Origin of the sequence: Cognatundibacterium jejuense (genome assembly GCF_014284255.1) — a bacterium.
GTDB classification, from domain to species: Bacteria; Pseudomonadota; Gammaproteobacteria; order Burkholderiales; family Burkholderiaceae_D; genus Undibacterium; species Undibacterium jejuense.
Window position 1 is genome coordinate 26,693 of sequence record NZ_JACOFV010000004.1, and the last position, 14,342, is coordinate 41,034.

Below are 14,342 nucleotides of genomic sequence, written 5' to 3' on the forward strand. Positions count from 1 at the left end.
TTTATGGCAGCGTCCTGTCAATATTGCGGTGGAGTCGTTGTCGACGACGTGTGTGAAGATTGTGGTAAGCCAGCCAGTAAAACGCTGCTAACGGCGGCGACTGGCGGTCTTGGATTGCCGCCGGGAGTTGTTGCGCCGAATCTCTCTGCTGACTTTACGACCGGTAATGTGACCACCGGACGCACCCGCGGATCGACGCGCTTTACCGTCAATTATCCTGTACGTTTACCAGAATCTGGTGGCGCTAAAACTACCCGTCGCCGCGCTGGTATCACCTCCCACTCAAGCACTCGACGTAATGCACTTGGCGGTGGTTTGGTGTCGCTGCCAGATCTGCCGAATCAGGATCCATTGAAACTCTTAATGGCCGATCCTGAAGTACCTTTACATAAACGCCATTGCCCGAAGTGCGATGCGCAGGTGAATCGTGCAAAGGGTTTTTGTCCTGCATGTGGCACCCCTTACGATTTCGTTGCACGACTCAAAGCGGGTGACGTGGTCGCCGGAAAATATGAAATTAAAGGTCCGATTGCGTTTGGTGGTCTGGGTTGGATCTACCTTGGGTGGGATCAGGTGTTACAGCGTTGGGTGGTGCTTAAAGGTTTGCTGAATGCGAATGATGAAGCCAGTGCGGCTGCGGCTGTGGCGGAGCGCCGTTATCTTGCAGTGTTAAAGCATTCTAAGATTGTGGCTATTTATGATTTTGTGAATCAGGGCACTGAAGGTTTTATCATTATGGAGTATGTTGGCGGGCAAACGGTACATAGTTTGCGCAAACAACGCGGCCCATTGCCAGTGACCGAAGCAATTTCCTATATTTTGGGGATTTTACCAGCATTTGCTTATCTGCATGCACAAGGCCTGGTGTATTGCGATTTTAAACCAGACAACGTCATGATTGAGGCGGGGGATGTCAAACTGATTGATATGGGCGCCGTCAGAAAAATTGGTGATCCGAACGGTGATATCTATGCCACGATAGGTTTCTCAGCACCTGAGGCAAGTACCGATCCGATTGCAGTGTCGGATTTGTACACGCTTGGCCGGGCGTTAGCGGTATTGATCATGGACTTTAAGTTTTCTTCTGACTATGAGTTCAAATTGCCTAGCCCAGATAGCGCAGAGGTTTTGGCGGAAAACGAATCTTTGTATCGGTTTTTATTGCGCGCTACGCATACCGATCCGGACGAACGCTTCCAGACTGCGGATGAAATGGGTGAGCAATTATTTGGGGTGTTGCGAGAAATCGTCGCCTTGCAATCGGGACCTAAACCGGTTGATAGCAAAGTGTTTACCGGCGACCGATTAATCCATGCCTCAGCACGCGAATTGGCAACGCAAATCAATCCTTTATCTTTGCCTAATCCTCGTGTCAGGATCGATGATAGAGCCGCAGGTGAAGTGATTTGTGTGCTCAGTATGATGGATGCCAACGAGCAATTGGAAGAACTGCAAAAGCTGGTAGAAAAGAATGGCGACAAAGCGGCCGAACCAAGATTGCGTTTGGTTGAAGTGTTGATCGCGAATAAGGATTTGTTGCCCGGGCAGCGCGATGCCGTGATCGAGTCAACCTTAACTCAGTTGGAAAACGCTGATCCATTTGACTGGCGCGCAAGTTGGTATCGTGGTTTATACCTGATCACGAAAAATGAAGGCGCAAAAGCGCTTCCATATTTTGAGCGCTGTTATTTCGAAATGCCAGGTGAGTTGGGACCGCGCCTTGCAATGGGATTTGCAGCGGAAATTGCCAATGACTTCGAACAAGCCTTGCCGTATTACGATAGGGTAGGGCAAGTCGATCCGGCTTTTGTCAGCGCTCATGTTGGTGCGGCGCGTTGTCATGCTAAAGCGGGTCGTCTCATGGAAGCCTTTAATATTTTACAACGCGTTCCTGGCAATCATGCCTTGCACACAGAAACGCAACTGAGCGTCGGAGAAATGTTGCTCGCCTATCCGCACACTGTCGATATCAAAGTTATGCAAGTGGCAGAAACGGCGATTAAATCTGTGTTGGGCAGTGGCGGCTCGGTATTTCAAATTGCGGGTCGCCTGATTAATCTGTTGGTGGAGCGAACTAAGAGTTCTAATTGGCCAGCGAACACCACATTTTTAGGCGCCGAATACACCGAACATGCCTTGCGGATTGCGGCAGAAGGCCAATTCAGACAGGCATCCAGGTTAGCTAAAACCGAGGCAGAGCGTCATTATTGGGTGGATCAGGCAAATCGCGTTCGCCCAGTAACTTTACTTTAATGATGGCAGGAGTGGATAGTGGATTGTAAGCAGTGTGGTGAAGTGCTTGGTACTGGTTTCTCATTTTGTGAGGCGTGTGGTACCGCGATTTCAGTTGCGACCGAAAGTAATTTGGCTGGTGTTCAATCCAATACGATTAGCATCGCTTGTGCCTGCGGCCATGCTGAATTTGACGTTGATAGTATTTGTGAAAATTGTGGTCGTAAGCAGCAGATAATTGATTTTCCTGATTTGCAGGTTTTAAATGCGATGACTGTCAGTGCCAGCCATCGCGGTCTGCAACATACCGAAAACCAGGACGCGGTAGCAATGCGTGATAGTGATGGAATTTTTTCGTTAGCGGTTGCAGATGGCGTCTCTACTGCTTGTCGTTCTAAAGAAGCAGCACATGTGGCAGTGACAACAGCGTTGGCTAGTTTGCAAACGCACAGTGATATGCGCGCCAGTCAGCGTTTGCAAATCGCCGTCAGCGCAGCCAATGATGCGATCTGTGCGTTGCCATACGATGACCACACGCTGGCAGAACCAGAGGCGACAATAGTATTGGCGATGATAGAAGCGGGACAATTGCATTATGCGTGGGTTGGCGATTCCAGACTCTATGTCGTTCGTCATGAAAATGTAGTGCAGTTGACCGAAGACGATTCCTGGCTCAATCAGCAAATTAAAGCGGGGATCAGCATTAATACCGCACTGAAAGACCGCAATGCTCATTGTATTACTCAATGTCTGGGGATGCGCGATGATGTTCCCGTTATTCATTTTGCCAGCATGAAGTTGGAAAGTGATACGGCGATTTTGTTATGCTCTGATGGATTATGGAATTACTGCGATAGCCCGGCAATGATGTTGGCCTTATTTGATTCACGGTTGACGGTGAGTGAACAATGTCTGAGGCTTGTCAATTTGGCCAATCAGCAAGGCGGGCATGACAACATTAGCGTGATTTTGCATCGTTATTCACCCTCAGTTTGAAATGATGCCTTTGGAGATGTATTTGCTGCGGTGATATTCATCACAATTGATGGGCGATTTTTTTATGTGCCTCTTTGCGCAATGGTGCTTAGTACTTGATTGAGCACCTGACGATTGACCGGTTTGGTCAGATAGCCATCCAGTCCGGCTTCAATCGCCTCTTGCTGTTCACTCGCCATCGCTGAGGCGGTCAGTGCATGGATAGGAGTTCGTTGAGTGATATTTTTTTCTTGCTCGATTCTGCGTATCTCTCTGGTGGCATCCATACCTCCCATGACTGGCATCTGCATATCCATCAGAATTAAATCAAATTTACCCTCTTGCCACATAGTCACCGCTTCGGCACCATTGTTTGCTATACAGGTTTTATGTCCTTGACGGCTCATTAAATTGACCATTAATGCTTGATTGATCGCATTGTCCTCTGCAATCAGAATATTTAATTTTCTGATTTCAGCTGCCTCGGTATGATTTGCGGGTTTCTTTGTTTTAGCCGCTTCCGGAGGAAAATTGACCGGAAGATCCAGGGTGAACTGGCTTCCTTCCCCAACCTGACTATTAATGGTAATGCGACCACCCATCAATTGCGCTAGCTTATTGCAAATACTCAGGCCTAAGCCGGTGCCACCGAAACGCCTTGTGGTTGATACATCCTGCTGTGAAAAAGCATCAAATATGCGATCTTGAACTTCCACAGGGATGCCGATGCCGGTATCTTTTACGCTGATGAGTAAGCGCGTCGGCGCTTCATTGCTGACATAAGCAGATAACGTAATTTGTCCATGGTCAGTAAATTTAATCGCATTCCCAAGCAGATTATTGATAATCTGACTTAAACGAACCGGGTCACCTAATATCAGCTGTGGTAGCTCTGAACTGAGGTCTGTTTTTAAACTTAAATTCTTTTTGTTTGCTGGAAATTCGGCTGCTTTAAATAAATCAGTCAGAAAATCTTTGAGCGAAATTGGAATGGACTCAAGTTCTACCTTATTGGCTTCTATCTTACTGAAATCAAGAATGTCATTAATGATCACTAACAAATTGTCAGCAGAGTGTTTTGCCATCGCTAAAAATTCTTGCTGGTTTTTGTTTAGCGAGCTGTCCAGACATAGATCAATCATGCCGATGATGCCATTCATAGGCGTGCGGATTTCATGGCTCATATTGGCAAGGAAAATGCTTTTTGCCTGATTGGCTTGTTCAGCACTCTCTTTGGCGGTAATTAAGGCTAAACGGGATTTCTCACCCTCGGCTATTAAATGCTCAATATCAGACAAGATAATCGAGATATTTTGTCCTTCCGAGGGTTTGTCTGCAGATTCAGGAAGAAGGCTGATTAAAATCTGTCGCAGTGATTGCAGCGTACTTTCGCGTTCGCTGAGTTCGATGCGCAACTGACTGGCGGTATTTTGCAGGCGTATCAAAGTTTGTCGGACTTCAAGTGGCGCCTCGCTGATCAATGACTCGTTTTCAAGGTCACGTCCTTCCACTGTGCCTAGTGCAAGTACGCTACTTCCCTGAAGTTTGCCCAACCAGTTTTTGAGTGGATACCAAATCAAAATCAATCCGCCGATGAAGCTAGCGAGGGTGAGTGCTAATGCTACCTGCATCATTTGCCACATACGTTCGGCAATTTGCAAATTATCGAAGCTTAAACGTAGAACCCCATAATCGATGCCGCCAACTTTGATGATATTGTTATCGTCAAACAAGTGGTTTTCTACTCGCTCAATAATCCACGAGGGGATGTAGCCATGATTGATCACTGGTTTTTCATGACTACTCACTACACCTTGTTGCAGCGTGATAAATTTGGCCGAAGAAAAATTGGAGCTAACCATCATATGGTCTAAGGTGCGTTTGATAGTGTCAAAGTCCCCTATAACAACACTATCCGAAACACTGTTCGATGCGACGACCAGCATCGATTCCGCCGCTTCTTGTACGTCTTCTATTTCTTGTGTGAAGCGCGTTTCATAGTAAAGCCCAATAGCGGCACACATAAATGACAGCCAGGTCACGGTGTAAAGCGCGTAGACGCGCAAAACCAGAGATTCTGGAAGTAAAAACTTTAGCAAACGCACGTCAGCACCTGTATTGGCAATGCATTAGCGTAAGCTGGGGGGGAGATTTTGATAGAATTTTCTGTAATTAGCATACTCGCTACCATCAGACGGGATAAAGAAGCTGCTTTCCGATAAACCGATTTTTGCCGATGCCTGTTTCAAAATAACTTTTCCGTTTGGATCGTCTTTCATGCCAAAAAAAGCCGCTGCGACTGCTTTGAGGTCAGCAGGGGTAACTTTATTTGATGCCATTAAAGCCAGGTCGTAGTAGGGTTCCGATTTCCATAAGATCCGGAATTTTTTATCTTCACGGACACTGTAGCTGTCGATTAATTGTGAATTGCCTCCGACTGCTTGCACCTGTCCGGAAAATAGTTGTGCCAGTGCGCCATTCTGGTTGCCGCCAAAAAACACGTTTACATTGATTTTTTGCTCCATGAGATGCGCCATGGGGACTTTATAAGCAATCAAAGCTTCAGGGCCGGGGAACGCGATGTCTTTTCCACTCAGTTGCGAGATGTCGGTGATAGCAGAGGTTTGGGGGACGACTATTTCTCCTGAAATAGGCGGAATATTGCGACGCCCAAAAGTTTGCCAGCCAAGTTTTTCGCGTTCTGGTGCAAACAAATGATTGGTGAATGCAAAATCGACTTCTTTTGCAAGTACATAGCTTGTTGTGTCGGCGGAAGTACGACCGATTTTTAAAATGAGTTTGACGCCGCTTTTTTCCGATACGTAGCTGATAATCGGATTCCAATAGGCGGCAGTTAAGTTGATATCGTACTGATTGACGGGAGAAAAGCGATATTCTGAGGCCGCAATAGCATTGTTGCTAATGAGCGTGCTGAGAGAAATGCAGAAAGCTAAGCCTAAACTGTTGTTATATAGAAATGATGGTCTTGTTTTTGCGAACATTGAGGCCTCACTTTATAGATTAGTTTTGTTTCATTATAGTGAGTTTGACAGTTAATCGATGCTTTGCAATAAAATTTGCTTTATTTCACTTAATGTTGTTTCTCTTAGTTTCTCTTAGTTTCTCTTAAATAGGAAATTTTGGTGATGTCGTTTGTACGTCAACATGATCTCGCGACATATTTGCAGGGGCACAAACTGTGGATCGCAGGAGGAACGGCTACAATGAAGGCTGTTAATCCAATTAATGCCGCTACTGCTTTTAACGATTTTCTTATTGGACGTTTTTTACAATGACAGAAAAAAAACCACTTTTGAGTGTTGATCAGGCACTTGAATATATATTGCAAGCCGTGCGTCCGCTGACAGAATTTGAGGCACTTCCGACGATAGACGCATTTGGCCGGATTTTGGCGAAAACACAAGTCTCTTTGCTGGATGTGCCACCAATGGATAATACCCAGATGGACGGTTATGCCGTTCGTGCGGCTGATTGTGTCAATGCTCCCGCCAGGCTGCAAGTGACTCAGCGGATTCCTGCTGGACAAATTGGTTACCCTCTGCTTGCGGGAACTGCTGCACGTATTTTTACTGGTGCCATGATTCCTCCTGGCGCCGACGCTGTTGTGATGCAAGAGCAATGTGTGTCAGACGACGATGAGGTCATCATTAAACATGTGCCGAAAGCCGGGGAGTGGGTTCGTCGTCGCGGTGAAGACATACAGGTTGGCGCAACGATACTCACGGCTGGAACCAAATTAGGTGCTGCCGAATTGGGTCTGGCGGCTTCGGTAGGATTAGCTAGTTTACCAGTGCTACGTAAGCCGAAAGTCGCCGTTTTTTTTACTGGTGATGAATTAGCGATGCCAGGCGAAGAATTAAAGCCCGGTGCTATTTATAACTCGAATCGTTTTACCCTGACTGGTTTATTGCAAAGCATGGGCTGCGAAATAACGGACTTTGGTATTGTCCCGGATACCTTGGAGGCCACGCGCGACACCTTACGTAAAGCAGCGCAAGGGCATGATCTGATTGTGACTTCCGGTGGGGTATCTGTTGGTGAAGAAGATCACATTCGTCCTGCTGTTGAAGCAGAAGGGCGTTTAAACATGTGGCAGATTGCTGTAAAACCCGGCAAGCCGCTGGCATTTGGTGAAGTCGGGCAGGCATTTTTTATGGGCTTGCCAGGCAATCCCGTGTCGAGTTTTGTCACGTTTTTATTGTTTGTCCGGCCATTTATTTTGCGTATGCAAGGCGTTGTTGATGTTGCTCCGAAAGCTTATTCTGTGCGGGCTGACTTTGATTGGCTCAAAGCTGATCGTCGTCAGGAATACTTGCGGGCGCGTATGAATGCAAATGGTGGGCTCGATTTGTTCTCAAATCAAAGTTCAGGTGTGCTGAGTTCAGCAGTCTGGGGTGATGGTCTGGTCGAAGTGAGGGCAGGGCAGGTGATCCATGCTGGTGAAATAGTACGTTTTATACCGTTCTCTTCTTTTTAAGATCGCCTGTTTTTCAGGTTCAACGAATTCGTTCTTTTTTTGGTTCTATGAAAATTCAATTACGCTTTTTTGCCAGTGTTCGTGAAAAACTGGGTGTGTCTGCGCAAACCGTCGAGGTGCCGGAGGAAATTAAAACTGTCGGCGATGTGCGCGCGTGGCTCGCCTTGCGGGGGGCAGATTGGGCAGAGACTTTGTCCGACGAGCAGCCTTTGCGTACGGCGCATGATCACGTCATGTGCGAGGCCGACACCCTTATTGAAGATGGAAAGGAAGTTGCGTTTTTCCCACCAGTGACGGGAGGTTGATCATGGTAGTGCGCGTCCAGATTGAGGATTTTGATCTGAGCACCGAGGTCAGACAGCTACGTGAAAATAATCCACAAATAGGTGCGGTGGTGAGTTTTCTTGGTTTGGTACGCGATCTGAATGATGGGCAAAACGTCAGCGCGATGGAGCTGGAACACTACCCAGTCATGACGGAAAAAGCGTTGCAAGATATTGCTGCACAAGCCGCCGCTCGCTGGACTGTGACCGATAGTCTGATTATTCATCGAATTGGTGTCTTGTTACCCCTTGATCAGATTGTGTTGGTAGCAGTTGCATCACAACACCGCGGCGATGCTTTTGCGGCTTGCGAATTCATCATGGATTATCTCAAAACCCAGGCGCCGTTTTGGAAGAAAGAGCAAACGTCAACTGGCGCACGCTGGGTCGATGCACGCGAAAGCGATGAGTTGGCGCGTAAGAAATGGCAGTTGGATTAGTTGCTTGTGTTAGTTGCTTGTTATTCGTATCTGGTCGGTGTTCGCCGACCTGCTAGCCTCCTTTTCCTCACCCTATCCTGCAAGTCGTTGAGTTTTCTGTCAGTTCGTCTATAGATCACTGTTAAATAGTTAATATATAGAAAAATAGTTCTAGACAAAAGTTTCTAGAACATTTATTCTGGATGTGTTGATGGGTTCACCCATCTATTATCTATTTGCGATCTTCGTTTTCCCACGGAATTAAGGAAAATCTATGACCCAGAAGTCAAACACCCCCAAACCCACTGCGGCAGAAATTAATCTGCTTAAAGTCCTATGGCAAATCGGGCCAGCGACCGCCAAGCAGGTCCATGCCGCTGCGTACGCGGAACGTCCTGAATTGGCGTACGCGACCGTACTGCGCCATTTGCAATTGATGCATAGCAAGGGCATTTTGAAACGCGACGAGAGTCAGCGTTCTCATATTTATGCACCGGTGCAAGAGCAGGATGATATGCAAACCAATTTACTTAAAGACCTGATACAAAAAGTATTTGCGGGTTCCGGCAAGGCATTGGTGATGGCAGCTCTACGCAGTCATGTGAGTCAGGAAGAACGGGCTGAAATCGAACAATTTTTGGGCGAGGATAAATCGTGAATGCCAATTTTTCAGTTGCAGAAATCATAGGTTGGCCTTTACTGCATTTTGTCTGGCAGGGGGTAGTGATCGGCTGCATCGCTGCGTTGGTGTGTGCATTGTTGCGTAATCGTCGTCCAGAAACACGTTATCTGGTTCTTTGTGTGGCCTTATTAATTTGTGTCGGTTGGCCAGCTTTTGGCATCTACCAGCAAGTGATTACTCCGCAGGCGATGGGGCTGGAAGCCGCGCTGGACTTGATTCAACAATCTGGAGGCAGGTTTGATGTGGAATTTGTTAAAGATAACCGTGTCCTTCACACATTACAAAATCAATTACCTTTGATTGTCACCATCTGGTTGTTGGGCGTTAGTCTGATGGTTGCTCGCTTAGTGGTTGGTTTATTGTGGGTCAGGCAGTTAGGACGAAACCTTTTACCTCAGGAGCAGCAACAATTGCAGGTGCATTGGCAGGGGCGCACCCGATTGATGGCGCAGGCATTTGGTTTGCAGCGTCAGGTCGCTTTCAAAATTGATACTCGCTTACAAACACCTGTGACCAGTGGATGTTGGCAGCCAGTAATTGTTATGCCAGCATCCTTGTTGTCCGGTATGTCACCAGATTTGATTGAAGCCTTGTTGGCGCATGAGTTAGCGCATATCAAACGATGGGATTACCTCGTCAATATGGCACAGCACCTCGCTCTGGCGTTCTTGTTTTACCATCCGGCAGTATGGTGGATTTCACGCCGTATGGATATTGAGCGTGAACAGATCGCTGATGACGTGGCGGCAGCGGTCTTAGGTAAGCCAAGAGCATTGGCATTGGCATTGCAAAAGCTCGATGGATGGCAATCGGCACCAAGGATGGCGCTGGCAGCCAACGGCGGACATTTGTTAGCACGCATCAGACGTTTGATGAGACCTGATCAGCAGGCGTGGCGTTGGACGATGGCTTCACCAGTATTAGGTGTGATCTTGAGTTGTGTCGTTGTGAGCGCCGTGGCTAAGTATGAATATCATGTGAATGAAGAACAGACTCAGGCATTGCAAGGAGCATTGCAAGCACTCAAAAGTGACCCGATTGCCGCACCGGTCAAATTATTGGTCAAACTCAATTCTGCGCATGCGATAGTCATTGATGATGCCAGTGGTGAGATTCTGTTGCAAAAAGAGGCAGATAGCACCGTACCAATGGCATCCTTAAGTAAATTGCTGACCGCGATGGTAGTTCTGGATGCGCATCAGAACATGCAAGAAATGCTTACCGTGACCAAAGAGGATGTTGTTGCACTGAAAGGCGCTTCTTCGCATCTGAAACCAGGTAACCGACTGACGCGTCAACAGATGCTGGAAATGACTTTAATCCCTTCGGATAACCGTGCTGCACAAGTGCTGGCGCGTACTTATCCTGGTGGTGAAACTGCATTCCTGGCAGCAGCACAAACGAAAATTGACAAGCTGGGTTTGACCCATATGCATATGGAAGAACCCACAGGCTACAGCAAGAATAACGTAGCAAGTGCTGGGGATTTGGCGCACCTGACACAGACCGCGATGACCTATCCTGAATTACGCAGTATCGCGAGCGCCGCGGCTACTTCTAAAGCGAAGTTGATGGTGTCGTATGGTGTTAAATCGGAAGATAGTAGTCATCAAAATACGAATGTTTTGGTTGGTCAAAAAGGCTGGGATATTCAATTGTCAAAAACCGGTTTCACACGGGTAGCGGGTCGTTGCATTCTGATGCATCTGAATGTAGCCGGAAGAGCCATTACGATGGTGTTGTTAGGTGCTGAAGACCTCGATCAACGAACCGACGATATTCTGCATATCCGTGAGGCAATCGAGCAGCAGTCCACCTCTTCCTGATGGCGCTACTGCTTATCTGATTTTTTGTGGCAGCAGTTGCATATTTTACCGGAAACTGCTGCCAAATCCTCCTGACCATTGATTGAATTACGCCGTGAAGCAATGCTAATTGCAACGCGAATTGCGTAATGGACTCGTGTTGCCTTTTTTATGAAAAAAAATTTTAGTCATTATCCTTTAAAGCAGCTTGTTGCAGCTTCGTGCTTCATAGTCTTTCCAATCGTCGCCGTTGCAGAAGCAGATCAAATCCAAAGTGTGGAGTTGAATGGAATCAATGCCACTAACAAGGTACGGCAAGGTGAACCAACCATAGTCAGTGTATTTGGAAAAGAGGAATTTGCACGCTATGGTGACACAGTCTTAAGCGAGGTCTTGAAACGTTTGCCCGGAGTGACAATCAGCGAAAGTAAAAATAAGGGCACAGTTATTTCTCTGCGTGGGCTTGGCGTTGGATATACACAAATTTTACTGAATGGTGAAACCATGCCAGATGGTTTTGCGATTGATACGATTGCTCCCGAGAACATCGAACGCATCGAAATCATGCGGGTCGCAGGTGCAGATAGCAGTGCGCAAGGGATAGCGGGTAGCATCAATGTCATCTTGAAGAAAAAGACCAGTCAGGATCAGACTGAAGTGAAATGGCGACTTAATCAGCAGCTGGGTTATGTTGACCCGGGATTGACTTTTAGTAGCTCGGGCAAGTCCGGTGATCTGGCATATAACCTCAGCGCTGTACTTGATCGTAGCCGTACTGATAATAACGACAGAATCGATGAATATTTGTTGCAAAAAGCAGCAGCAGATTCAAGGCAGGCTGAAACTTTGCTTTCGGCGCGACAATTGCAACAAGCTGCACAAGTACAACGCGACAGCCTCAGCATCACGCCGCATATCAATTGGCAAATAAATCCGGATCAGACCCTGAGTTGGCAGGGATTTATTAATCAGGTTTATGTACATCAAACCAAGCAAGAAAGTGAAACAACACTTGCTGGTGCAACGACGGATTTTCCACGCAATACCAGTGTCTGGAATGGGCACTTAAGTACCACCCGTAATACGTTTAGTTGGGAACGTAGCCTTGAGAATGACGCTAAATTAAGTCTGATAACCGGATGGAATTATTTTAGACGTGCCTCATTTTTCCAATTCTGGGGAAGTGACGGCGGTGGTCAATTGTTGCAGCATAGAGATGTCAGCGCGGATGCAAATGAAAATGTATTTAAATTGAATGGCAAATATCTGGTGCCAGCGATAAAAGATCATGTGTTGTCCATGGGGTGGGAAACTAGCTATGGAAAAAGGCAAGAACAACGCACAGAACACGATCACGATGCTGGCGAAAATCAGGTTCTTTACACCAATCAGCAATACGATGCGTCGATGACTAAGGTGGCTCTGTTTGCACAGGATGAATGGCGTCTATCTGAAAACTGGCTGAGTTATCTTGGTCTGCGCTGGGAACATGTCAGAGTGCAAAGTGATGTCGCAGGCGACTTTCCACTGACGCATACCGATAGCTTGTTGAGCCCGATTGTGCAAACTGTCTGGAAGCTTGATGAGCAACGACAATGGCGTTTCGCACTCAATCGCACACTCAAAGCACCAACTTTGGTGAATTTGATTCCACGCATTATTCGCATCGACAATGACAATGGGCCGCTGAACCCTGATCAGCAAGGTAATCCGGTTTTACGTGCCGAAAAATCGTGGGGGCTGGATGTCGCTTACGAGCAGTTTAATGCAGAAGGCAGTATGTTGAGTGCCAGTGCCTATATGCGCAAGATTTCGGATGTCACGATCGACTCCTTATCGCAGCAAGCCAACGGATGGTTAGTCATGCCAGTCAATAACGGTAATGCAGTTGTAATGGGGATAGAGCTGGAAACCAAATTTGCGCTGACGGCAATTGACGTGAGTTTGCCTAAAATTAATCTGCATGCGAACCTTAATCGCAATTGGTCGCGTGTGATGAATGTTTCCGGTTCGGATAATGTGATGCCAGATCAGGTGAAGTTCAGCGCAAACTTAGGCATGGATTATCAGCTACAAGCCGGATGGACCTTAGGTGGTAATTATGCCTTCCAAACTCAAGGGACGGAAAGGGCCTCGGCGTATTTATATTCAAGCCAAAATCCGGAGCGTAAGTTGGATATGTATTCCGTCTGGAAAGTCAATCCGCAAACACAGATCAGGCTGTCAGTTAGCAATCTTTTGCATCAGGATAGCCGGCAACGTGCTGATTATGAAGACACGCAAATCCGTGCTGGGCAACAGATCGTCAAAGCCAGTAATGCGGTCTGGCATTTGTTATGGGAGCAGCGTTTTTAGAGGTTGAATTGAGCAGATGTGTGCGATGTCGTTCCAGCTCTGCGTATAATGAGGGATTACTTTCAAGATCAGGAGGCACGATGTCTGATACCCTCAGCTACCCATTATTCCCGGAAATTGAACCGTATCGCACTGGTATGCTACCGGTCGATGATCTGCATACCTTGTACTGGGAAGAAAGTGGCAACCCTAAAGGTCAGCCTGTCTTATTTTTGCACGGTGGCCCGGGCGCTGGAACGTCGCCGGGGCATCGACGCTTTTTTGATCCTGCACACTATCGTATTGTAATGTTTGACCAGCGCGGTGCGGGTAAATCAACGCCGCTCGGTGAATATCGCCAAAACACGACACAATTACTGATCGCAGATATCGAAAAAATCCGAGCGATGCTGGGGGTTGAACAATGGCTGGTATTTGGCGGTTCCTGGGGTTCTACGCTGGCGCTGGCTTATGGTGAAGCGCATCCAGAGGTGTGTCTGGGTTTTATTCTGCGTGGAATTTTCTTGTGCACCAAAGCTGAGGTCGAGTGGTTTGTGAATGGCATGAAATATTTCTATCCAGAGGTTCATCAACGTTTTGCTGAAGGCGTGCCAGAGCAAGAGCGCGGTGACCTGCTGCAAGCGTACGTCAAGCGCTTATTTTGTGATGATCCGGCGATTTATATGGAAGCTGCACGCAACTGGAGTCGCTACGAAGGTTCATGTTTATTCCTGAAGCCGCAAGCGGCAGCGATTGCCAATTTTGAATCGGATGAAGTCAGTCTGGGTATCGGTCGTCTGGAAGCGCACTACATGCTCAATGCCGCGTTTATGGAAGACGACGCCTTGATTAACAATGTTGCAAAAATTGCGCATTTGCCAGCAGTGATCGTGCAAGGTCGTTATGACGTGATTTGCCCACCGGTATCCGCTTATCGTCTGCATCAGGCCTGGCCGACGGCGGCATTTCATTTGATCGGCGATGCTGGTCATGCGGCAATGGAGCCGGGGATTGCGAATGCCTTGGTTCGCGCAACTGAGGAATTTAAGAAGCAAGCTAGTTTTTCATAATTAA

General features: G+C 47.3%; 11 protein-coding genes. 9 read left to right on the forward strand and 2 right to left on the reverse strand.

Annotation, left to right across the window (positions count from 1 at the left end):
• Positions 1-3: 3 nt before the first annotated feature.
• Positions 4-2,253 carry a serine/threonine-protein kinase gene (locus H8K32_RS05590; RefSeq protein ID WP_186911501.1) on the forward strand — a complete coding sequence of 750 codons (2,250 nt, stop codon included), beginning with the start codon at positions 4-6 and terminating at the stop codon, positions 2,251-2,253.
• A gap of 18 nt (positions 2,254-2,271) precedes the next feature.
• Entirely contained in the window at positions 2,272-3,228 is a 957-nt protein-coding gene (locus H8K32_RS05595) for a protein phosphatase 2C domain-containing protein (protein WP_186911502.1), read from the forward strand.
• A 62-nt stretch (positions 3,229-3,290) separates the two neighbouring features.
• Here the strand turns inward: H8K32_RS05595 and H8K32_RS05600 are convergent, their stop codons facing one another.
• Both H8K32_RS05600 and H8K32_RS05605 read right to left on the reverse strand, forming a co-directional pair.
• The gene (locus tag H8K32_RS05600) at positions 3,291-5,312 is read right to left on the reverse strand and encodes an ATP-binding protein (RefSeq protein WP_186911503.1); all 2,022 of its coding nucleotides are present in this window, start codon (positions 5,310-5,312) and stop codon (positions 3,291-3,293) included.
• A 24-nt stretch (positions 5,313-5,336) separates the two neighbouring features.
• On the reverse strand, positions 5,337-6,209 hold the full coding sequence (locus H8K32_RS05605; protein WP_186911504.1) for a phosphate/phosphite/phosphonate ABC transporter substrate-binding protein: 873 nt from the start codon (positions 6,207-6,209) through the stop codon (positions 5,337-5,339).
• Between the two features lie 290 nt (positions 6,210-6,499).
• Here H8K32_RS05605 and H8K32_RS05610 point away from each other — a divergent pair, with 290 nt between their 5' ends.
• From H8K32_RS05610 to pip, 7 genes are all read left to right on the forward strand, one after another.
• Positions 6,500-7,705, forward strand: coding sequence for a molybdopterin molybdotransferase MoeA (locus tag H8K32_RS05610; protein ID WP_186911505.1), 1,206 nt, complete (start codon positions 6,500-6,502; stop codon positions 7,703-7,705).
• Positions 7,706-7,752: 47 nt separating this feature from the next.
• Complete coding sequence (moaD, locus tag H8K32_RS05615; RefSeq protein WP_186911506.1) at positions 7,753-8,010, forward strand: molybdopterin converting factor subunit 1; 258 nt, start codon at positions 7,753-7,755, stop codon at positions 8,008-8,010.
• A gap of 2 nt (positions 8,011-8,012) precedes the next feature.
• A complete protein-coding gene (gene moaE / locus H8K32_RS05620; RefSeq protein ID WP_186911507.1) occupies positions 8,013-8,468 on the forward strand; it encodes a molybdopterin synthase catalytic subunit MoaE in 456 nt (151 codons plus the stop codon).
• A gap of 253 nt (positions 8,469-8,721) precedes the next feature.
• Positions 8,722-9,105: a BlaI/MecI/CopY family transcriptional regulator gene (locus H8K32_RS05625; RefSeq protein ID WP_186911508.1), complete on the forward strand. Its 384-nt coding sequence runs from the start codon at positions 8,722-8,724 to the stop codon at positions 9,103-9,105.
• Positions 9,102-10,955 (forward strand): M56 family metallopeptidase, encoded by a 1,854-nt coding sequence (locus tag H8K32_RS05630; RefSeq protein WP_186911509.1) that lies wholly within the window; start codon positions 9,102-9,104, stop codon positions 10,953-10,955. The genes H8K32_RS05625 and H8K32_RS05630 overlap by 4 nt, the downstream gene beginning before the upstream one ends.
• A 150-nt stretch (positions 10,956-11,105) precedes the next feature.
• Entirely contained in the window at positions 11,106-13,289 is a 2,184-nt protein-coding gene (locus H8K32_RS05635; RefSeq protein WP_186911510.1) for a TonB-dependent receptor plug domain-containing protein, read from the forward strand.
• Positions 13,290-13,369: 80 nt separating this feature from the next.
• Positions 13,370-14,338, forward strand: a complete 969-nt coding sequence (pip, locus tag H8K32_RS05640; RefSeq protein ID WP_186911511.1) for a prolyl aminopeptidase — start codon at positions 13,370-13,372, stop codon at positions 14,336-14,338.
• Positions 14,339-14,342: the final 4 nt, after the last annotated feature.

Coding starts and splice junctions, on each gene's coding strand:
- moaE (WP_186911507.1), top strand. CDS start 8,013: ATGGTAGTGCGCGTCCAGATTGAGGATTTTGATCTGAGCACCGAGGTC.
- H8K32_RS05590 (WP_186911501.1), top strand. CDS start 4: ATGGCAGCGTCCTGTCAATATTGCGGTGGAGTCGTTGTCGACGACGTG.
- H8K32_RS05605 (WP_186911504.1), bottom strand. CDS start 6,209: ATGTTCGCAAAAACAAGACCATCATTTCTATATAACAACAGTTTAGGC.
- H8K32_RS05610 (WP_186911505.1), top strand. CDS start 6,500: ATGACAGAAAAAAAACCACTTTTGAGTGTTGATCAGGCACTTGAATAT.
- H8K32_RS05625 (WP_186911508.1), top strand. CDS start 8,722: ATGACCCAGAAGTCAAACACCCCCAAACCCACTGCGGCAGAAATTAAT.
- moaD (WP_186911506.1), top strand. CDS start 7,753: ATGAAAATTCAATTACGCTTTTTTGCCAGTGTTCGTGAAAAACTGGGT.
- H8K32_RS05635 (WP_186911510.1), top strand. CDS start 11,106: ATGAAAAAAAATTTTAGTCATTATCCTTTAAAGCAGCTTGTTGCAGCT.
- pip (WP_186911511.1), top strand. CDS start 13,370: ATGTCTGATACCCTCAGCTACCCATTATTCCCGGAAATTGAACCGTAT.